A 20,838-nucleotide genomic window follows, 5' to 3' on the forward strand; every position below is an offset into this window, starting at 1 on the left:
CTGTGTCGCAGGCTATCGGGAAGTGCGGATGGGCGGCGCAGCCGGGCGCGGGGCGCGTTCCGGGCCCGGCTGCGCCGGATCGTCAGAAGCGGGCCTTCACGGTCACGCCGTAAGTGCGCGGCTCGGCCGGGATGAAGGTGGGGTGCCCGAAGGCGCCGCCGGTGTTGCCCGCATCGAGGAGGTACTTCTCGTCGAAGAGGTTACGCGCCCAGCCTGCAATTTCATACTGGCCGTTGGCAAAGGTCACGCCGCCGCGCACGTTGGCGAGCGTCACGCCGGGCTGGCTGATCGCCTCGGTGTTGGGCGTCTCGAAGTAGATCTTCGAGCGGTAGGTCACGCTGGGCGAGAGGAACAGGCTGACGGTCTCGGTCACCGGCGCATCGATGATGAGCCCGGCCGAGGCCTGCCACTCGGGCTGGAGGCGGAAGCGCGAACCGGACAGGTTGCCGTTCTCGGGATCGTTGTCGATACCGCCGTCGATCCAGCCGCCGTTGGCGTAGGCGCGCAGCCAGGAGGTGGGGCTCACCTCGACTTCGGCCTCGACGCCCAGGTTGCTGGCCGAGCCCGCGCTGATCGTGCGCGCGTTGCCGCCCGCTTCGATCACGGTCACCTGGAAGTCCGAATACTGCTGGTAGTAGACGCCGAGCGAGCCCGAGAAGATCCCGCTCGCCACCTTCACGCCGCCCTCGTAGTTCCACACGGTCTCGTTGCCGACCTCGTTGGGGCCGGCATAGCGCGCGCCGGTGTCGGCATCGGTGAGCGTCGTCACCTGGACCGAGGGCGAACGGCGGCCCTTGGAGATGGTGGCGTAGAGATTGACCGCGTCGGTCACGCGCAGCAGCGCGTTGAAGCGGGGCAGGAATGCAGCGTAGCTGCGGTCCGCGTAGACCACCTCGCCGTCGGTGTTGGCATAAGGCAGCAGCGGCTCGCCGTAGATCGGGGCGACCGGCTGATAGGTCGAATAGCCCGAGCGGCGCTTCTCGATGAGGACGCGCGCGCCCGCGTTGAGTTCGAGTGCGGGGGTCGGGATCCAGGTCGCCTCGCCGAACATCGACCAGGACTGGTTGCGGCCCTCGTTCTGGAACCAGCTGGCATAGGGCGCGCTCTCGATCAGGCCGCCGGTGGCAAGACCCGTGGCGAGCGCGGCGGGCACGGAATTGTCCGGCGCGACGCAACCAAGGCCAGGGATGATGTTCGCGGTGCACTGCAGGTAGGTGCCGACTTCGCTGGAGAAGGGCACGTACTGGCGCGTGTCCTCGATCATGTAGTTCCAGCCGAAGTGGGCGCGCCACTGGTCATCGGCATAGGCGAAGCGGCCCTCGTGGCTGAACTGCCAGCCGTCGGCCTGCTCGGCGAATTCCAGATAGGAGGCAGCCGAACCATCGGCGTCGAAGACCTCCAGCGAATCGAAGTTGCGGTAGCCGTTGACGGTGGTGAAGCTCCAGCCGTCCGCGAAGTCCCAGTTGAAGGTGAAGTTGACGTCGTAGACGTCACGGTCGAGGCCCAGCTTGTCCTTGCCCAGGACTTCCTGCGAATTGGGCGAGCCGCCTAGGTACGCATCGCCGTAGACGTCGTCTACCGCGGTCGAGCCGAGCGTGCGCGAAAGGAACGGCGTGCCCGAGTTGCGCTGGCGGTCGTAGGTGAAGACGAGGTCGGCGGTGATGTCCGGGGTCGGGGTGAAGCGCAGCGAGCCGCGCACGCCCAGCGTGTTGATGCCGTAGAGGTCGTCCTGGTCGGGTGCGAGGTTCTTCACGTAGCCGTCGCGGTTCTTGTACTTGAACGCGACGCGGCCCGCGATCACGTCGTTGCCCGCGTTCAGGAAGCCGCCCGCTTCATAATAGTCATAGTTGCCGTAGCCGCCGGAAACTTCGGCCGAGAGGCCGGGCTTGGGCTTGGCCGAGACCATCGAGATCGCGCCTACGGTCGAGGCGGTGCCGAACAGGGTCGCCTGCGGGCCCTTGACGACCTCGATGCGCTCCATGTCGTAGATGCCCTGGTAGGCCCCGCGCGAGCGCGAGATGTCGACGCCGTTGTAGTAGAGCGTGACGCGCGCGGCGTCCTGCGCCGAGCCGCTGTCCGAGGTGATGCCGCGGATCACGATGCCCGGGTTGTTGGCGCTCTGCTCCTGGATGTTGAGGCCGGGAACGTAGGCCGAAAGCTCGTCGAGCTCGGAGACGCCGATCTCCTCCATGCGCTCGCCCGAAAGCGCGCTCAGGGTCACGGGTACGTCCTGCACGCGCTGTTCATAGCGCTGCGTGGTGACGATGATCGCGTTCTCGCTTTCGCCAATGCCATCGGCCTCGGCGGCCTGTGCGGCAGAGGCCAGCGCGACAAGGGACGAACCGGCGACAAGTGCGGAGAAGACAGCGGAAAGTTTCACGGAAAAAAGGTTCCCTCACGAAAGAAGCGACACATTGGAGTGGCTTGCGGGACGCCCCCTAGCCGGTGTTTGTGACAGCCGCGCGAACCCTGCCGCGTGAAATGGGGCAGGGTGTGCGGTGCCGGGCAGGCCCTTTGTCGCAAATTTACAATTGGGAACAGCCTGTTCGTGCAGGCACCAGGATGTGCCTTCGACAGGCACGCAGACGCAGCCGGACACGGAAGGGCCGACTGCGAGGGATGTACGGGAGGTTCAGAAAGGACGGCGCCGGGGCGCGGTGCCCTAGCAGGCGTAGAGCGGGGCGCTCTCGACCTGGTGTGCAGTGCGCAGGAGGCGGTTCTCCACCTGCCCGCCCAGAGTTCCGGCCATGTTGCCGTTGCGACGCTGGTTGGCAAGGCCGATCCCGTGCAGGTCAAGCGGGGCGGACAGATGCACGCCGAATTCACGGCCTTCCACCCAGCGGACCTCACCCTTGAGGCCGAAGGTTCCGGCGAGGTCAAGCTCGATCACTTCGCCGCAGCAGGGAAGCAGGTCCTTGCTGGCAAGACACATGCCCTGCTCGGATACGTTGCGGATCATCACCGGGGTGCCGTCCAGACCGGGCAGCGTCATTACCGCGCGCATCAAGGTGCGGTGGCGCGGTGCGCGCGTCACGCGGGCCATGCGGCCACCGCGCGCCTTCATCGCACCCGCTTCCGGCGTCAGCTGCGTTTCCGCTATTCCGGCATCTCTATCCAGCATTCCCATATCATCCGGTCTCCTCGCTGGTCTCCCGCACCGGGCGGCAGACTCTCCTCACTCTCAAACAAGATGATGCGCGGGACATTGCTGGCGAAGCGTTAACCCTCGCCCCGGGGCATTTGCGATGAAAACGATTGAATTTGCGCCATGCGCCGGGTTAATCTTTTCCGGCCTGCCCCGGCCTCGCACGTATCTGGTTGCAAAGACTGCATCTGAGCACGGCAAGGCTTGCCGCGCGCCAAAAAATCTTCACATGACATGGAACGATGCTGCGCCAGTACGAACTAGTTGAACGCGTCAAGGAATACGCGCCCGAGGCCGACGAGGCCCTGCTCAACCGTGCCTATGTCTACACGGTCCAGAAGCATGGAACCCAGAAGCGGGCGAGCGGGGACCCCTATTTCTCGCACCCCGTCGAAGTCGCCGGCCTGATGACCGAGCTCAAGCTCGACCAGCAGACGATCATCACCGCGCTCCTGCACGACACGGTCGAGGATACGCTGGCGACGACCGACGAGATCGAGAAGCTCTTTGGCGCCGACGTTGCGCGGCTGGTCGATGGTGTCACCAAGCTCTCCAAGATCGAGGTGATGACCGAGAACGAGCGCGCGGCGGAGAACCTGCGCAAGTTCCTCCTTGCCATGAGCGAGGACCTGCGCGTCCTCCTCGTCAAGCTGGCCGACCGTCTCCACAACATGCGCACGCTCCACTTCATCAAGAAGCCGGAGAAGCGCCAGCGCATTGCGCGCGAGACCATGGAAATCTACGCGCCGCTGGCCGAGCGCGTGGGCATGTACGAATACATGCGCGAGATGCAGCTCCTCGCCTTCGAGCAGCTCGAACCCGAGGGCTATGCCACGATCACCGGGCGCCTTGCCCAGATCCGCAGCCAGGAAGGCGGGCAGGTCGATGCGATTGCGCTCGCCATCAAGCAGGCGCTGGCCGAAGCGGGCATCGCGGTCGAGGTGACGGGGCGCGAGAAGCACCCCTATTCGATCTGGCGCAAGATGAAGGAGCGCCACGTCTCCTTCGAGCAGATCACCGACATCATGGCCTTCCGCGTCCTCACCGAGAACCCGGACGATTGCTACCGCGCGCTGGGCGTCCTGCACCAGCACTGGCAGATGATCCCGGGCCGCTTCAAGGACTACATCTCGACGCCTAAGTCGAACGGCTACCAGTCGCTGCACACCGCGCTCATCTACGAGAACTCGATGCGCATGGAAGTGCAGATCCGCACCCGCGAGATGCACCGCCTCAACGAGTTCGGCCTCGCCGCGCACTGGGCCTACAAGCAGGGCGGCTCGCGCCCCGACGGGCAGGTCGGCTGGCTGCGCGACCTCATCGAGATCGTCGACAGCACGCACGACGCCGAGGAACTGCTCGAGAACACCAAGCTCGCGATCTACCAGGACCGCATCTTCGCCTTCACCCCCAAGGGCGCGCTGCACCAGCTGCCCAAGGGCTCGACCGCGGTCGACTTCGCCTTTGCGGTCCATACCGACCTGGGCAGTGCGGCCGTGGGCGCGAAGATCAACAACCGCCACATGCCGCTGCGCACGCGCCTCAACAACGGCGACGTGGTCGAAATCATCAAGAGCGAGGGCTCCGAGCCGCAGCTCTCCTGGCTGGGCTTCGTCGTCACCGGCAAGGCCCGCGCCACGATCCGCCGCGCGGTGCGTGCCAAGGAGCGCGCCGAGATCGCCGAGATCGGCTCCAAGCTCTACGACGAGATCGTCACCCGTCTGCCCCAGCGCATCGGCAAGAAGGCGCTTCACGCGGCGATGGAGCGGCTGGGAATGCGCGGCGAGGAAGACCTCATGTTCGCGATCGGCTCGGCCCATGTGACCGACCGCGAGGTGATGGAGGCTTTGGTGCCGGGCAGCACCGAGACCATGCCTGACGATCCGGAATGGACGCGCAGCGAGAAGGCCATCTCGATCAAGGGGCTGACCGCAGGGATGGGCTTCGAGCTCGCCAAGTGCTGCCACCCGGTGCCGGGTGACCGCATCGTCGGCCTGCGCCGCCCCGACCACAAGGTCGAGGTCCACACGATCGATTGCCTGACGCTGGCCAACGGCGTGGATGCCGACTGGCTCGACCTGTCCTGGGGCTCGCGCACGACGGGCGCGACCGGGCGCCTGCGCCTCGTGCTCTACAACCGGCCCGGCACGCTCGCCGAAGTCACGCAGATCTTCGCCAACGCGCATGCCAACGTCGCCAGCCTCAACATGGTCCAGCGCGACGATCCCTTCGGCACCTATGAAGCGGATCTCGAAGTCGCCGATCTGGCCCACCTCACGCGCATCATCGCGGCGCTACGGGCAAGTGCGGCGGTGACCGACGCGGAGCGCATCTAGAAGGTCAGCTCGACCTCGACGGGTTCGTCTTCGGCAAGGTCTTCGGCCTTGCGCACGGCGGCCTTGACGGGCAGCAGCCAGGCGCCGTCGCCCTTGCTGGGAAAGACCGAAGTGGCAAAGTGCGTGTCGCCGATGCGCGCCTGGACCTTGATCGAGCCGAAGCCGCGCCCCAGGCCCTCCAGCTTGCGCATCAGCGCGGTCGCGCTCAGCGTTTCGGCATCGGCGCCCGTGATGCTGAGGAAGTACCAGGTGCCCCCGTTCGCGCCACCCGTCCAGCGCCAGAGCGGGGCAGTGTGGGTGAGGACCTCGCTCAAGGCTCACATCCCTGCGCGCTTTACGGCTAGCCCGACTTGCCGGACAGGGACGGGCACGTTGCACACATCAACGCCGCCTGCGGGCACATTGTAGAACGTGTCGTGGCGATTCGCACGCAGGTAAGCGTAGTTTGCAAAGCTGTCGCTGTCCGTGGCCATGGCCTCGTATGCGGGAAGATCGGGGACCTGGCTGCCGAAACGGACAGAGGCGATCTTCGTCCGCTCCTGCGGTGTTTCGTAAAAACCCATTTCGCCCGTGCCGCGTGGTAGCGAGGAGAGGTACTCCATGCCCGCGATGATCCGCCCAACGACGGCAATGTTGCGATCGAGCTGTCGCGGCGCTTGTCCAATCACGGTGTATAGCTCTGCACCTGTACCGGTGTCGGGCGAATAGTTGCGGCCCACGCCAACATACCCATAGCAATGCACCGGCCAGCTCACCCCCTTGGCATCGGTGGCCAGAGGCCAGCCTTGAGCGAAATAGGTTCCGGGCGCATAAGCATCGGGCAAAAGCAGAGGCTCCAGTGGACGCAACGGGTTGTGCTGCGGATCTGGTGCAAATAGCGGAGGCCCGAAAGGCGGGGCGCTGGCTGCCACATACTGACTTTGCGGTACCTGTTCCAGTCCCTCCGGCAAGGGCTTGGGGTGGTCGGTTTCCCCATCGGGATCGCCCCATTGCACCACGTAGTTATCCTGAACGCGAACAACGGCGATGCCATCATACCAGTGGCTTGCGATCAGCTTGCGAATATTGTCGACCCAGCCTTGCGAGAAGGGGGCAGGGATTAGCTGGATCACCACCCGGCGCCGCTTGCCCCTTGCATCGGGAGACAGGTCCATGACCATGAGGTCGGCAGGGTCGATCCGGTGCCAGTCGGTCGCTGGCGCATTGGCGACCACGCCACTGGGCGTCACCTGTGCCTCGGCTTCCTGCGCCGAGAGGGCGGGGGCAAAAGCCATTGCGGCAACGAGCAGGGGCAGGCCGCCCTTGAAGAAAAAGTGCATGGAACGACGATGCCACGCGTAACCCGCTTGCGAAAGCTGAAAAGTCCCGCTAGTGGCCTCCGCTCCAGCGATGCGGAGCGGTGGCCGAGTGGTCGAAGGCGCACGCCTGGAAAGTGTGTATACGGTAACCCCGTATCGAGGGTTCGAATCCCTCCCGCTCCGCCATTTCCCTGATCGTCGATGTTCGCGATTGCCCGCCAAAGGGCAGATTTGTGGGATTTTTCCTTTTTTGGTGCCCGAGGGCGTTCGCATCTGACCGGGACTTGCCAGTGTCCAGGCTTAGGGTCGCCCCGGCCAGGTGGGGAAGAATACTGGGGCTCAGTCCGGCGCCGCGCCGGTCAGGTAATTCGACCATCGCTGCATTAGCTTTCGGCGCTTCTCCAGCGCGTCACCACGGCGGTAGGCGCGCTCCACCTCGCTGCCAACCTCATGGGCCAGGGCCATCTCGGCGATGTCCCGGGGGACATCCGTGCACTCACCGCACCAGTCGCGGAAGGATGAGCGAAAGCCATGAACGCTGACGTTTTCGATGTCCATTCGGCGTAGCAACATCCGCATCGCCATGTTGGAAAGCGGCTTGGTATTCGACTGGCCTGAGAAGAGGAGGCTATTGTGCCCCTTTAAGTTTTCGATGAGCTTCGTGACCTCAGGCGTTAGCGGGATGCGGTGCTCTTTGCCAGCTTTCATGCGCTCTGGTGGGATTTTCCAGATGGCGTTTTCGAGGTCAAACTCGGTCCAGCGTGCGTCCAATATCTCGCATGTGCGGGTTGCGGTGTGAATGAGCAATTCGAGAGCGCGAGCCGCAGTACCTGGCTGCAATTGCAGGCGCGCCAGCAGTGAAGAAACGTCGCCGAAAGCCATTGCTGGATGATGGCGTCTCGGTCCCTTTCGCTGCTTGCCCAGAAGGTGCTCCAGATTGCCTCGCCAGGCGGCTGGGTTTGGCCCTGAGCGTAGTCCATGAACTGTCGCGGCTCCGAGCACCCGCTCAATTCGTCCGCGCAGGCGTTTCGCAGTCTCAGCTTTCTTGTGCCAGATTGGCTTCAATATCGCGTAGACATCGTCAACTTCGACCTCTCCCGCCGGGACATCCCAGATGGGTTTTGCATAGGTTGTCAACGTATTGCGCCATTGCTGGCGGTGCTTCGGGTTTCTCCATCCTGCCTCTTGCGAGGTGACATACTCTAGAGCGATGGCACCGAAGGTTGCATTGCGTTCAATGCCTGGAGAGGTATCCGAACCCGCGAATGGGTCGTGCCCATCCCTGATCTTGGCGTTGGTTTTATCGCGTTTTCGTCGCGCTTGTTGGAGGCTGACCTCCGGATAGGCTCCCAGGCCCTTCTGTCTGCGACGCCCCTTTGTATAGCGAACGTAGGTCCACCGCTTGGCCCCGGTTTTGCTGATGTCGAGATACAGGCGATCACCGTCAGAATGGAGGCCGGGTTCGGAAAGGCGTTTTACGGAACGCGGGTCGTGTCCCACGGGGTGGTGTAGGAAGGTTTCCCTGAGAGGGTGGCCACCGTCGATCTTCTGGTAGGGTTCGGATGCGAACTCGAACCTGGAGAAGAAGACGATGACCGACGACAGAATGGCCCTTGTTGAGCTGATTGAGCAAGGGGCTGATAGTGATTTGGTGCGTGAGATGCTGGCTTTCGCCGCCGAGCGCATGATGGATTTGGAGATCGAGGCGAAGACCGGTGCTCGCGCCGGCACGCGCAGCCCGGAGCGGCTCAACCACCGCAATGGCTACCGCGAGCGTGGGTGGGATACGCGCGCCGGGCGGATCGAACTGGCGATTCCGAAGCTGCGTAAAGGCAGCTACTTTCCCAGCTTCCTGGAACCGCGCCGCACCGCAGAGAAGGCTCTGGCGGCGGTGATCCAGGAGGCTTACGTCCACGGTGTCTCGACGCGCTCGGTCGATGATCTGGTAAAGGCTATGGGGGCCAGCGGTGTGTCGAAGAGCCAGGTCAGCCGCCTGGTCGCCGAGATCGACGAGCGGGTGAACGCCTTCCTCACGCGGCCGATCGAGGGCGAGTGGCCCTACCTGTGGATCGACGCCACCTACCTCAAGGTGCGTGAGGGCGGACGGATCGTCTCGATGGCGGCGATAATCGCCGTTGGTGTCAACACCGATGGCCGCCGCGAAGTGCTGGGCGTCGCCACCGGCCCTTCGGAGGCGGAGCCCTTCTGGAAAGCCTTCCTGCGCTCTCTGGCCGACCGAGGCCTGCGCGGAGTGAAGCTTGTCATCGCCGATGATCACAAGGGGCTGCGCGCCGCCGCGAGCAAGGTGTTCAGCGCCAGCCAACAGCGATGCCGGGTGCACTGGATGCGCAATGCGCTGGCCCATGCTGCGCCCAAGCAGCGGCCCGCCGTCATCGCCATGATCAAGACCATCTTCGCGCAGGAAACGGCCGAGGCGGCTCTCCAGCAGTGGGAACAGGTTGCCGATGCCCTGCGCGAGAAGTTCCCGAAGCTCGCCGACATGATGGACGCTTCGCGCGAGGACGTGCTCGCCTACATGACGTTCCCGAAGGACCACTGGGCGCAGATCGCCTCCACCAACCCGCTGGAAAGGGTGAATAAAGAGATCAAACGCCGCTCCGACGTCATCGGCATCTTCCCGAACGATGCCTCCGTCGTACGTCTCGTCGGCGCGCTGATGCTGGAGCAGAACGATGAGTGGGCGGTATCCCGACGCTACATGACGCTGGAAACCCTCGGCTCGGTGAGCCATAATCCAATCGTCAGCCTGCCAGCCCTGGCTGCCTGACCCGAACCCGGTCCTGCCGAGGATCGACGGTTCCTACACCACCCCACGGGACACGACCGGAACGCGCTGTGAGTTTGTGGGTTTTGCGGGGCACGATCAGTCTCCCGCAGTCGGCATCGATATGATGCAGGTATGTTTATGAAATGGCATCGTTGTCCTGCCTGGCATGGAACATCAGGGGTGGTGCTGCGAGGGGACGGTCGAAGTGGCGCAGGCATCAAGATCGCCTGGTCCACCTCGCCGTTGCAGCGAGAGCAACTTCGAAGATCAGGGTGGACAATGGCCCTGAATTCATCTCCCGGGCGCTCGATCATTGGGCTTACATCAATCGGGTAACGCTGGACTTCAGCAGGCCGGGCAAGCCGACCGACAATGCCTTTGTGGAGTCCTTCAACGGCCGGCTCAGGGACGAGTGCCTGAACACGCATTGGTTCTTGTCATTGGACGATGCCAGGACCAAGATCGAGGCGTGGCGGACGGACTTTAACGAAAGCCGACCTCACACATCCCTGGGGTTCATGACGCCTGCCGAATTTGCTTCATCGGCCGGGGTTAACCCCGGCCGATGAAGCGCAGGATCTCTTGTTCTGGCCGGGGGCAAATCCGGGACAGGGTCAAATCCACTTACAAACCTCAAAGGCTGTTGAGATTAAAGCGAGCCACTTCTGAAATCCAAGGGGGCGAAACACTGCCTGACGCGAGGTTCGGGATGTGTCGAATATCGCTTGTCGTCGTGTTTTGAGCTCGGCCATCTGTGCTCTGCGAAACTATAAGCCGTCAAATCCGATCATGAGAGAAGAACTCAAAAGCTGCCCATCGCCAGCATTACACGGGTATGCATTTCGCTGCACAGTTCTTCAGGCGCCTCGATGCGGATATCGCCGCCCCAGGTGAAGACGTGCTCTGCGATTTCGCGCAGGCCTGCTGCGCGGAATTTGATCAGGAGATCCTCGCCGTCTGGCTCCAAGGTCTGTGCAGGGTGAAAACGCCAGTGGCGGGCACGCTCGACTGCGCTGGGGAGGGCACGCAGGACAATGTCGTAGGCTTCGCCCTGCCAGATGCCGAAGCTAGTGGAGATCCAGGCATCAAGATCCCAGTCGTCGGGAGCGCAGCCGGGGTGATTGGACAAGTGGACTGCGCGCATCCGGTCAAGCCGGTAATATACAGGTGGGCGCTCGGCCTTGCCTTCGCGCGGGGGGAGTTTGCCGACGAGGTACGTGGTGGGCCCGTGCACGAGTCCATAGGGAATGACACGCCGCCACTGCGGGTCTTCACCGTCTTTTCCAGCATAGTCGAACTCGACGCAGTTGCCCGCCAGGATCGCGTGTTGGATTACCACCAGTGCTTGCGAGCCTGCCTCGTGCAGCGGGCCTGCCTCGATCCGGGTGCGCTGAAGCCGCACCAGCGCATCGAGATCGGGGGCGATGCGGTTGCGTTCGCGGGTGTCGAACGTGGACTTGATCTTGGCGAGAAGGGCCGCAAGTTGCCCGGCGTGCCCAGCCCCTTCGCGGCCGCGTGCGGTGACTTCCGCTTCGAGGGCAGCCACTTCTTCGGCAGAGGGGATCGTGTAGGCCCGATTGAGGCGATCGGGGATACGCAACCGCTTGGGGCTTTCGCCCGCAATTTCTTCGATGTTGAAGCCGGCTGCAATCAACGTCTTGAGCAGACGTTGCACAGTGCGCTTGTGGCCGCCCAGATCTTGGGCGAGCTCTTCCAGTGTCAGGCCATCGGTCGTCTCGGTGAGAAGGTGAACGGTGCGCAAGGCACGCAAGAGCGGCTTCATTCGGGGCTCTTCCACCGGACCTTCATCCGAGCGCACGCGCTTGGTTGCGCCCCTTGCCTCTGCGTGTACCTTCGTTGCCACTGCCATCCCCGCATGACCGGAATTGAACTATGCCTTAGCCCGTTTCCTCCTAAAGGAAAGCAGACAATTCAGCTAGATGCGCTTGCTCTAGCCATCTGATGACCGCTTCTGTCATGCGGCAGCCGTACCGCCGGTCCGATTACGATCGGAAGGGCCATGCGCGATGTTCCAAGTTCTATACTTTTACCGCATGGATATTCCTCGCCGCGAATTTCACGACGTCGATCCTGAAGCGGATCGCTTCTGTATCCAAACCATCCCCTTGCGGGCTTTTGAGGACGTAATCACCCCCAGGATCTTCCTCAAGCGCCTCGGATCGGGAGGGCGCACTCGAGGGAAGCCTGATCGTATGAAGAGTTTGGCTCCTTGGGTAAGGCCGATTGGCGTCTTATTATGTCACTGATAAGAAGAGATAATTGAGATGGTCCGTGTTGTCATAGTGCTAATTGTGCTGGCCGCGCTTGCCATTGTTGCCATCGGCATTTTCATGGCGCTGGTTACAAGGCTTCTCAAAGCCATCGCTTTCATCGCAGTTTCTGTTGGGCTTTGGCTTGTGGTCGATTGGGTCGTTATCACGCTCGGGTGGAATGAAGTACGGGCCAATCTGTTGGCGTTGCTGCTCGTCATTGCACTTGGAGCGGCTTACCTCGGCCAGCGATCACGGGTCAAGAAAGGAGCGGGCGGATCTCACAAAGCTCCGTTTGATTGCAGAATGCGCGCACCAGCTGTCGCGGACATAACGCTCGATGGCGAAGAGGAAGGCGGCCCGCAAACGGAAGCCGTCCTCGTGCAACCGTGGGAACGCCTGTTCGCGATGACCCGACGTGACGATCATGCCCAACTGCATGCTGCCCGCGGGCGCTGTAACCGGCTGCTTGCCTGCAAGGCGCCCGATTACGATGCGCAAGGCTATGCGGTCCACCTGCGCCGCGCCATTCCGCTCCTTGCCCACCACAACGAGACGATCTGGGCCGTTGCCGACAGGGGCCGCAGGCGCGAAATATCCGTTGCGATCGTTGCAGACTGCAAGGCCATGGGAGAGACGGCCGCCGAACATCTCGCCCGCCTGGCGATCATGCAGGAAACCGACCTGGCCATCGTGCGCCAGCATATCGCCAATGCGGCAAAGCGGGACAGTTAACTTTTTCGTCCCGCTTCAGCCGCTTTGAGATCAGCTTGTCGTTTCGCTTTCGTCCGCAGAGAGCATCAGGATCGGTGCTTCCCGTTCGCTACGGGCTTCTTCCAGCCATTCGCGTGGAGCGATCCCCCGGTGTTGCAACAGCGGTAGAGGCGCAGCGCGTGTAGCGGTCGCGGCCTCCCGGCCACGGATCTTTTCCAGCAAGGGGCGGGCGGCATCGCGGGCTTCGATCATCGCGAGTTCGTAATCGCTGCTGCCCGCTTCGGCCTGACTGTTCAGGTTAAGCGCTGAAAGTTCGACGAGGCCTATTGATCCGGTCAACATCTCAACCTGTGAAGCTGCCTCCTGTGCCACGGAAATCGCCATGGGGGCCTCGTTGCACGCGGCCAGTGCAGCAACTCGAAGCCCGGAGGCGAGTGTCGCGCTGTCGAGCATGGCATCGGCTAGCGCCATATTCCCGATATCTTCGGTCAGAAGATCATGAGCGCGGCGAACGAAGCGATCTTGCAGGGTGCGCGCGTCCTGGTTGATCCGCAGCCACTGCTGTTCGGCCCGGCCCTTGTCGCCAAACTGCCAAGATTCCTCGTAGAGGCTGGTTAGCGAGTGGATCTGCACGAAATCTGCATCAATCAGGTCTTGGCGCACCCGTTCGATCTGTGATCCGATCATGCCGATCCGATCACCCATTCCGCGAAGGGTTTCCTGCACACGGTTGAGCTTGGCCGTCATTACGCCGAAACCGACAACCGATATGCCCAGACCTGAAGCGCTCAGCGCCAGATTCGCAATGCCGAGGTTCGAGAGCAGATCAACGCCCTGGCCAAACTGGTTGGAAAGGCCGTCGAGCTTACCATCCATCGTATCTAGCTTATCCTCGATACGGCCAACGCCTTCTTCGATCCGGCCGGTGCTTGCTTCCACCCGATTGACGTCCTTTTGGATCGCCGCATTCTGCATGAGCCGTCCGGCCTGCATCGCCAGATCGGCTGCAACCGTTCCTGCTGCCAACCCCGCATTGCCCGTGCTTGCAAATGCAGAGACCCCCTTGCCAAGCGCGCCGCTCAACGGTTTGGCGATAGGGCCTGCTTCCTGCAGGAAACCGACGATGCGACCGGTCTTGGTTTCACGTAGTACGGATCCGGTCAGCTTTAATGCACCCTGGGCCAGAGCCAGGCGATGTTCGGGGGGGACCTGCCGCAGCAAGGTCGTGGCAACGTGAAAGAGACTCACAGGGTCATGCTCCGGGCTTCGTGGGCCGTGTCTTCGATCAGAGCGATCAGTTGCAGCTTGAATGGCATCTGTTGGCTCGCGCTGCGCGTGTCGCCCATCCACACGCCCGCCACGCGTTCCTGGGCAAGCCGGCGCAGCCGGGAATAGAGCCCCGTGCTATCCTGCAAGGATCGGCTCACGCTGTCTGCAGCGTGGGACACCCCTTCGGCGGCCCGATCCCGTAGGCGTAGAGCTTTGTGGATCAACGTGTTGTCGGATACGAAGCCGCGGACCTTCCCAAACCTTCTCGTGATGCCTTTGGACGGGGCGGATTGGTCGCCATTGCTGGGCTTGGGGCCAGAGGCTTGAGGTGCAGGCTCACCACTGACCGGCGTATCGCTTGGCATTGGGGCTTGTGGCATGATCAACGCATCGCCACTCCCGGCCAGTGCCTGTGCCAGCGAGGCCAAGCTTTCATCGAGGGCGCGCAGTTCGTCCGCAGCCTGTCCGAGGAAGCCGTGCAGTCGGGCTGCGATGGCCTCTCGCATCAATGCATCAATGCGGTTGTCGACGAAGGCGGCCGGATCCCAAAGTGATTGCCCCAGATCCGCATCGACGATCTGGCCGTCGAATGCGGATCGAGCGACCATTCCAGCACCATTGATGATCTGTACAGCTGCGAAGTATTGCCTGTCTCTCCATTCGGCGATGGCTTGCCGTCGCGACAGGAAGTTGATGTCAATCACGCTCGGTCCCGCCTGTATCCAATTGATTTCAACTTTCTGCTTTACGTGTCATTCGCCTTTGATCCAGCACTATATGCTCCGCATAGCTTAGGGCATCCTTGGCGCATGGCCGAATTTGTCGCAAATCAAGCGATTTGGCAGATCATTCATAAAGAGAAAGCCCCATTTCGGAATGTTTCACGGAGTTTGGCTGCAAAGCAGGTTTCCGGGCCGAGCCGACCGCCTTGGTGCTTGCCAAGAGACGACGTTCTAGAGCAGTTTTCGATCATTCTGGTTCATAGCCGCACGATCTGAAGTAGTTGGCGCATTCCTGAGGCTGGAAGATATCGACGAGTTTGCCGATCAAGCTCCACAGGCCGCTGACCGTTCGCTCGCCCGCTTTACGGAGCATGGCCTTCAAGCGGGAGAACGCTTTCTCGATCGGGTTGAAGTCTGGGCTGTAGGGCGGGAGAAAGCGCAGGGTTGCGCCTGCAGCCTCGATGAGCACCTGCACCGATGCGCGCTTGTGGCTCGACAGGTTGTCCATGATGACGACGTCGCCGGGCCGCAGTTCCGGGACGAGGACCTGAGCGACGTAGGCTTCGAACCAGTCACCGTTAATCGGTCCATCGAGCACCATGGGCGCGACCATGCCAGTCATGCGCAGGCCAGCGACGAGAGTGGTGGTTTTGCGGTGCCCGTGCGGGAAGCCCATCCGCAGTCGCTCGCCTTTCGGGCAACGTCCGTGGCTGCGGGTCATATTGGTCGCGGTCCAGGTTTCGTCGATGAAGACCAGGCGCTCCGGTTCGAGATCGAGTTGACCCTCGAACCAGTCCTGACGCTGTTTCAGGACGTCTGGTCGATCTTGCTCTATCGCATGGCCTGTCTTTTTTTGCGCGTCAGGCCACGGCGAACAAAAAAGCGATGTAGCCCGGCTACGGAAACGGCCATTCCCTTGTCCGCAAGCGCCAGACGTAGTTCTTCGAGGGTGATGTCCCTGCGCTCCTCCCAAATGGCCAGAATGTCCGCTGCCCGCTCTTCCACCCGCCGCGAGCGCATATCCCCGCCGCGCGGCTTTGGGGCTATGTCACCCGTCTCGCGCTGCTGTGCCCGCCAACGGACCGCCGTTGATGGTGCAACACCGAACCGGGCCGCCGCAGCACGGCAACTCGATCCACTGTCCACCGCTGCCAACAGCCGAGTGCGCAAATCCATCGAAAGAGCCATCCATGCCGGCCTCCTTCACCAGCACGGATTCTGAATCAGAAATCGCGCCCGAAGGGAATCCCAGACCGATTCAGAACGGTCGAAAACCGCTCTAGATTTTCCTGATCTCTGTAGTTCGCACGCAGATGAGATCTCCGGTGTGCATTTCCAACTGGAAATGTGCGCCGCCGTCATAGTCCATCACTATCGTGCCAACTGCGCCTGCCGGAAAGGGCAGTCTGTCCACTAACAAGCAGACCTGGTCGCACTCCCTGAATAGCGGGCAGGGTGAAGAAGGGAGGATCTTTGCCGATGTGACGCTGTGCAGGTCCCCTTCGAATTCCAACTGAGGGCTGCCCGTGAGGGTGGTGCGTGCCCAGCGTGCAAGCGGTTCGAACAAGTGCGCGCGCCAGAGCGTGGCAAGGCTGGGGTAGAAGCGAGGCGGAGTGTCCAGGCAGAGTGTGCAGCGCCATCCTTGATCTTCCTGCTGCGGGGCAAGGTCGTCGTCATAGACGAAGTCCCAGATGGTCCCGGCCTGCATCGCGGCGACACTGACGCCGTGCGGGCTAATCCAGCCATCGAGGAGACCGGGAAGGGGTGGGAAGGCAAGGTTTGCCGCATCACGAGCCGGATCAGGCGTGAAGGTGATGAGTTCATCGATTCCGGTTGAGTGATGCCAGGTGGCGAATGCCTTGAGAAAAGGGCGAGGGGGTTGCTCGAGCTTAGCCATCGCTGCTTCAAAAACCCACCTTACCGCTGCGTTCGCCGCGAAGTGTTGCTTCTTCGCAGAGCCATGTCACGAGGGTCTTACCCCTGGTTTCCCCCAGGAGTTGAGCGCGCCGGGCAACCACGGCAAAATCGCCCGGGGTCTGGCCTTCGAGCGGAGGCGTTCCTGTGGGCGGCGCCATGCCAAAATGGGCAGCGAACAGGGCGTTGGCCTGATCTTGCGACATCGCCTGGAAGCTGGCGCGCAGAGTGAAGCGGCGCTGCGTGGCGGGATCGAGCGCTGTGGCAAGGTTGGTGGTCGCCACCATCGGGGTTTCGAGGCATTCCATCCAGCGCAGCATCTCGTTCACCATCCCGCGCTCCCAGCTGCGCTGACCGCCATCCCGGGCAAACAGGAAGCTGTCCGCCTCGTCGATCAGCAGCAGGGCGCCGCGGTCGTGGGCACGCATGAACACGCGTGCGATGTTTGCTTCGGTTTGGCCGACAAAGGGACCAAGCAAGTCGGATCCGCGCACGTCTTCGAGAGGCATGTCCATGCGCTGGGCCAGATGGCGCGCATAGGCCGACTTGCCCGTGCCCGAGGGCCCTGACAGGAGCAGGCTCCAGCCTTTGTGGGGCGCGTCGCACAATCGCTGTGCCAGCGCGGCAAGATCCGTGTCGGCGCGCGCGTAGGCGGGGTGGTACACAGCGCTGGCAGGTGGCGTAGGCGGCTTATGGCGTCCCATCGCCTTCAGGATGCCGGTAATTGCGTCCTCGGCGGTTTGCGCCTTACCCGTGGTCAGTTTCGCAGTGCGCAGTCCCTGAGCGAGCAACGCGGGCTCCGTCTCGATCCGGGCAAGACGTTGCGCCTCTGCCTCGCTCACCTCCATGCGCAGGGCGGCGGCACTGCGTTGTACGACGCGCTCGCGCACGCGGACAGGAGGGGTATCAAATCCGATGGCAAGGTTCATGCGGCGGATCAGGGCAGGGTCGAGCAGGGCTGGATCGTTGAGAATCCACACGGTCGGAACCCTGGGGTCTTCGACCATCCTGTTGCGCCACAGCTTGGAGCCGGATTCGCTGTCTCGCATGGGAACATGCAGGACATCGTCGGCCTCATCGACGACGATGAGCGTGCGGCTTTCGCCTGCACCCAGGATACGAAGAAGCGCCAGATGGCTCATGCGGTCGGAGCGATCGGGCTCGCCGCCACGTCTGTCTACCAGACCGGCGAAGACCGCGTGGCGTGCGGACAGGTCGGCAAGGTGCCGGGCGAACTCGCTCTTGCCCGTTCCGGGAAGTCCGTGAAGCAGGATCGAGACCGGCTCGCCTGAAGCGATCAGGTGTGCTGCCAGCTTCGCGGCTTCGCCCAGGTGTTCGAAATCGGGCGCGGAGAGCGTCGATGGTGGGGCAGGGGGCAGCAGGTTGGCGCGCAGCGTCTGTGTATCGTCCCACAGGCTGCGTGTGACCCGCTGCAGCAAAGGAGATGCTTGGTATTCGCCGTCGCCATCAGGAAGGATCATGCCGCTGTTGATCAGCAGGCAGTCCCGGCCCAATCGGCTATCGATCTCGCTCGCGCAAAGGCCGGAAAAGAGCGCGATCACTTCTGCGTTGGCCGTGTTCGAATTGAAGGGCAGGGCCGTCAGCAGTGCGCTCCAGGTCGCGAAGGTGTCGATGCGGGCCACCAGCTGCAGGATGGTTTCTTCCACGGCGTCCAGACCGATGAGGTCTGCCAGAAGGCTCAATCTACGGCTCAAGGCGGAGCGGCTCGTGTCGGTCGTGAAATCGCCCTCATTTTCGTTGGCAGCCTGTGCCCGGTCCTCGAAGGCAACGGCAAGGCAGCGCATTTCCTCGGGGAAAGTTGCCGCGTCGGCCCCAGGCACATCCTCGGGCAGCACGTCGAGAATGATCGCGCGGTTCTGGATGAAGTGATGCAGGTTGTCCGAGGCCATCTTGAGCTGGCGTTCGTTCAACCCAAAGGCGACGTTGACAAGCGCCATGCGCAGCATCTGCTGCTCGGCTTCGTCCATGCCGGGAGCTTCGACGGGATGGCGGCGGCGGCGCTGACGTGCGGGGATGTAATGGCGGTTGGGCTTTCTCATGGCGACCGGTCTGGAACCGGTGCATGACAAAATCGGTCGCGTCATTTCGCAGTCAGAGAAGTTTCCAAAATTCAGGGGTATAGATACTGTTCTTTTGCCTCCGCAGCGTTAGCATCGCGGACATGCCGCACCTCTACTCCGCCGATCATCCGCTCCATGCGCAAAGCCTCAAGGACAAGCAGCGCAGGCTGCGCGATGGCTTCGCGCCGCCGCTTACTTTGCGTGTCCATCGCGCTTTGTCCTGGCTGCTGCGCGCCGAGCAGGAAACGGACGATGAGGACGTGCGGTTCATCCTGCTGTGGATCGGTTTCAATGCTGCTTATGCAGGCGATATCAGTCAGGCATCGGGCGAGGACGGGCGCACCGAGCGCGAACGCTTCCTGGAATTCTTCCATACGATGGTGCGCTTCGATTCCACACACCGGCTCTACGATGCCTGCTGGGACCGGTTCACGAGCGAGATCCGCCTGCTGCTCAACAACCGGTATGTCTATGCCGCGTTCTGGTTGCACCAGAACGGCTATGCCGGGTATTCCAACTGGGACCTTCGTCTCGCGGATGAGTGGCGCCAGATCAGCAAGGCGCTGGCTGCGCATGACACCGCCACGCTGCTCTCCAAGCTGTTCGACAGGCTTTACGTTCTGCGCAACCAGCTCGTCCATGGCGGAGGCACCTGGAACAGTTCGGTCAACCGTGAACAGGTCGAAGGATGTTCCGCCCTGCTGGGTTGCCTCCTGCCGATTTTCATCGACCTGATGATGGACAATCCCGGCCATGACTGGTCGATGCCACATTACCCAGTCGTGGATTGATCGTTTCTGTGAGGCTGGCGGAGTGGCATGGCTTGCTGATGCGCAGCATGACCGTTTCTGTCGCAGGTTGGCCGCAGGGCGTACCTTGCGCCCTGCGGCGCATGTCACGCTTGTTGAGGATCATGGAATTTGAAGCTGTTGCAAGACAGGGGGGGCATGGCCTCTCGCCTGCGGGGGGCTGCTGTTCGTAGGGGCGGGGGCCCTGTGTCTAGCGATGTGTCTCATCCTTGCTGCGAACATCGTTGGTCCTTCGGCGGAGGTGTTTGTGGACATGGTGCCGGGCAACGATCCCGCGAGGAATGGTACCGCGCCGGATCCGTTCGCGCAGTATCCGGCGCAGGATGTCTTCTTCGAAGATGCCCCGGTAGAGCCGATCCTGGAGGGGGGGGATCCACCGCACCGCCGCTATATCACCGCACTGCGCGCGGCGGGGCGCGAAATGCCCGATTTTGCAGGGCATTACCGGGTCGTGCACTATGGCTGCGGCACGATGTGCGGGTCTGCCAAGTTCCTCGATCGACGGTCCGGGCGTATTCTCGATCTGCCTGCTGGACTGGCTCGCTATTCGCCCGATCTGATGCACACTGCCGCCAGTCGGCTCCTGCGGGTGAGGGATGCACTGGAAGGGGCGTGGACGCGCTGCCGTTTTACTGACCTGGTGCTGGAAGACGGGCAGTTCAGAACGGTCGCGCAGCATGACGGGCCCTGCTCGGAGGATGCCTGAGGAGATGGAGACCGCCAGCCAGACTCTTGCCTGGATTTCGCACGATCCGGGCTGGCCACTGGTCACGCTCGATTTCGAGGCATCGTGCCTCGATGTCGGCAGCTATCCCATCGAGGTTGGCCTGTGTCGCTGGGATGGGCCGGAAAGCCGGGCGCGCGAATGGTCAGCGCTGATCCGGCCGGAACCGCAATGGGCCGCGCAGGGCATCTGGACGCAGGAGGCGCAAGGCGTTCACGGGATCTCCCGCGAACAGCTTGAAGGCGCCCTCCCGTCTGCCGCGATCATCGATCAGATCAACAGCTTTGCCGGTAGCAGAACCGCGTTTTGCGATGGCGGCCGCTATGATCAGAAATGGTTGGCGATGCTGCGCCGCGCTGCGGACCTACCGCTGCACTTGCGCTTTGGCGATGTCACCATGCTGCAGAACCGGCTGGACGATGCTGGACGGCTGCGCATGAAACAGTTTCTCGTCGTCCAAACCGCCCCCCACCGCGCAGGTCCCGACGCCTCGCGGTTGATGCGCGCATTGTGCGAGGGGATCGGCATCGCATGGCCGGGAGTGGATGGCGAATAGGCCCTTGCGCGTGCAGTTCGCCACTCGATCGGGATCGGTGCGCCGAAGCCGCCTTCTCCGCTGACCTTGCACAGCGCCCGGAACATCGCTGCCTCCTCGTCTCGCTCCGGGTCATCGCAGCCGATCAGTGCGCTGTCCGCCCGCGTGCTGTGACCCGTCTGTTCGTAAGACTCGTCCCACAATCTGGCCCGATGCACCTTGTCTCTGGGGCT

17 protein-coding genes, 1 tRNA gene and 1 pseudogene are annotated in these 20,838 nt (G+C 62.6%); 8 read left to right on the plus strand and 11 right to left on the minus strand.

Annotation, left to right across the window (positions count from 1 at the left end; translation table 11 throughout):
* Positions 1–82: 82 nt before the first annotated feature.
* Positions 83–2,380, minus strand: coding sequence for a TonB-dependent receptor (locus tag HT578_RS17095; RefSeq protein WP_213500822.1), 2,298 nt, complete (start codon positions 2,378–2,380; stop codon positions 83–85).
* A 282-nt stretch (positions 2,381–2,662) separates the two neighbouring features.
* Positions 2,663–3,121 (minus strand): PilZ domain-containing protein, encoded by a 459-nt coding sequence (locus HT578_RS17100; protein ID WP_213500823.1) that lies wholly within the window; start codon positions 3,119–3,121, stop codon positions 2,663–2,665.
* A gap of 266 nt (positions 3,122–3,387) precedes the next feature.
* Between HT578_RS17100 and HT578_RS17105 the strand changes: the two genes are divergently transcribed.
* Positions 3,388–5,481: a RelA/SpoT family protein gene (locus HT578_RS17105; RefSeq protein WP_039388796.1), complete on the plus strand. Its 2,094-nt coding sequence runs from the start codon at positions 3,388–3,390 to the stop codon at positions 5,479–5,481.
* Here HT578_RS17105 and HT578_RS17110 read toward each other — a convergent pair.
* Positions 5,478–5,795, minus strand: coding sequence for a DUF1905 domain-containing protein (locus HT578_RS17110; RefSeq protein WP_213500824.1), 318 nt, complete (start codon positions 5,793–5,795; stop codon positions 5,478–5,480). The genes HT578_RS17105 and HT578_RS17110 overlap by 4 nt on opposite strands.
* A gap of 3 nt (positions 5,796–5,798) precedes the next feature.
* On the minus strand, positions 5,799–6,800 hold the full coding sequence (locus tag HT578_RS17115; RefSeq protein ID WP_213500825.1) for a peptidylprolyl isomerase: 1,002 nt from the start codon (positions 6,798–6,800) through the stop codon (positions 5,799–5,801).
* Positions 6,801–6,874: 74 nt separating this feature from the next.
* Between HT578_RS17115 and HT578_RS17120 the strand changes: the two genes are divergently transcribed.
* Positions 6,875–6,965: transfer RNA gene (locus tag HT578_RS17120), tRNA-Ser, on the plus strand.
* A gap of 153 nt (positions 6,966–7,118) precedes the next feature.
* Here HT578_RS17120 and HT578_RS17125 read toward each other — a convergent pair.
* Positions 7,119–8,279: a tyrosine-type recombinase/integrase gene (locus tag HT578_RS17125; protein ID WP_213500826.1), complete on the minus strand. Its 1,161-nt coding sequence runs from the start codon at positions 8,277–8,279 to the stop codon at positions 7,119–7,121.
* 91 nt (positions 8,280–8,370) lie between these two features.
* On the opposite strand from HT578_RS17125, the gene HT578_RS17130 reads away from it, so the two are divergent.
* A complete protein-coding gene (locus HT578_RS17130; protein ID WP_213500458.1) occupies positions 8,371–9,567 on the plus strand; it encodes an IS256 family transposase in 1,197 nt (398 codons plus the stop codon).
* 260 nt (positions 9,568–9,827) lie between these two features.
* A pseudogene (locus HT578_RS17135) lies at positions 9,828–10,136 on the plus strand (integrase core domain-containing protein); the annotation flags it as partial.
* Between the two features lie 233 nt (positions 10,137–10,369).
* Here the strand turns inward: HT578_RS17135 and HT578_RS17140 are convergent.
* Positions 10,370–11,350 (minus strand): helix-turn-helix transcriptional regulator, encoded by a 981-nt coding sequence (locus HT578_RS17140; protein ID WP_213500827.1) that lies wholly within the window; start codon positions 11,348–11,350, stop codon positions 10,370–10,372.
* Positions 11,351–11,852: 502 nt separating this feature from the next.
* Here HT578_RS17140 and HT578_RS17145 point away from each other — a divergent pair.
* Positions 11,853–12,572, plus strand: a complete 720-nt coding sequence (locus HT578_RS17145) for a hypothetical protein (protein WP_213500828.1) — start codon at positions 11,853–11,855, stop codon at positions 12,570–12,572.
* Between the two features lie 30 nt (positions 12,573–12,602).
* Here the strand turns inward: HT578_RS17145 and HT578_RS17150 are convergent, their stop codons facing one another.
* The 5 genes from HT578_RS17150 to HT578_RS17170 all read right to left on the minus strand — a co-directional run bounded on the left by HT578_RS17150 (position 12,603) and on the right by HT578_RS17170 (position 18,516).
* Positions 12,603–13,799 (minus strand): hypothetical protein, encoded by a 1,197-nt coding sequence (locus HT578_RS17150; protein WP_213500829.1) that lies wholly within the window; start codon positions 13,797–13,799, stop codon positions 12,603–12,605.
* Complete coding sequence (locus tag HT578_RS17155) at positions 13,796–14,524, minus strand: hypothetical protein (RefSeq protein WP_213500830.1); 729 nt, start codon at positions 14,522–14,524, stop codon at positions 13,796–13,798. The genes HT578_RS17150 and HT578_RS17155 overlap by 4 nt, the downstream gene beginning before the upstream one ends.
* A 265-nt stretch (positions 14,525–14,789) precedes the next feature.
* A protein-coding gene (locus HT578_RS17160; protein ID WP_235054464.1) for an IS630 family transposase occupies positions 14,790–15,730 on the minus strand; the annotation gives its coding sequence in 2 pieces (ribosomal slippage) (positions 14,790–15,385 and positions 15,385–15,730; 942 coding nt in all).
* 91 nt (positions 15,731–15,821) lie between these two features.
* Entirely contained in the window at positions 15,822–16,439 is a 618-nt protein-coding gene (locus HT578_RS17165) for a hypothetical protein (protein WP_213500831.1), read from the minus strand.
* Positions 16,440–16,446: 7 nt separating this feature from the next.
* Entirely contained in the window at positions 16,447–18,516 is a 2,070-nt protein-coding gene (locus tag HT578_RS17170) for an AAA family ATPase (protein WP_213500832.1), read from the minus strand.
* A gap of 122 nt (positions 18,517–18,638) precedes the next feature.
* On the opposite strand from HT578_RS17170, the gene HT578_RS17175 reads away from it, so the two are divergent.
* The 3 genes from HT578_RS17175 to HT578_RS17185 all read left to right on the plus strand — a co-directional run bounded on the left by HT578_RS17175 (position 18,639) and on the right by HT578_RS17185 (position 20,626).
* Positions 18,639–19,328 (plus strand): HEPN domain-containing protein, encoded by a 690-nt coding sequence (locus HT578_RS17175; RefSeq protein WP_213500833.1) that lies wholly within the window; start codon positions 18,639–18,641, stop codon positions 19,326–19,328.
* A 265-nt stretch (positions 19,329–19,593) separates the two neighbouring features.
* Entirely contained in the window at positions 19,594–20,052 is a 459-nt protein-coding gene (locus tag HT578_RS17180; RefSeq protein WP_213500834.1) for a hypothetical protein, read from the plus strand.
* Positions 20,045–20,626, plus strand: a complete 582-nt coding sequence (locus HT578_RS17185; RefSeq protein WP_213500835.1) for a 3'-5' exonuclease — start codon at positions 20,045–20,047, stop codon at positions 20,624–20,626. Before HT578_RS17180 ends, HT578_RS17185 begins: the two co-directional genes overlap by 8 nt.
* The last annotated feature ends 212 nt before the right edge of the window (positions 20,627–20,838 follow it).

It is taken from the genome of Novosphingobium decolorationis (genome assembly GCF_018417475.1).
In the GTDB taxonomy this organism is placed as follows: Bacteria; Pseudomonadota; Alphaproteobacteria; order Sphingomonadales; family Sphingomonadaceae; genus Novosphingobium; species Novosphingobium decolorationis.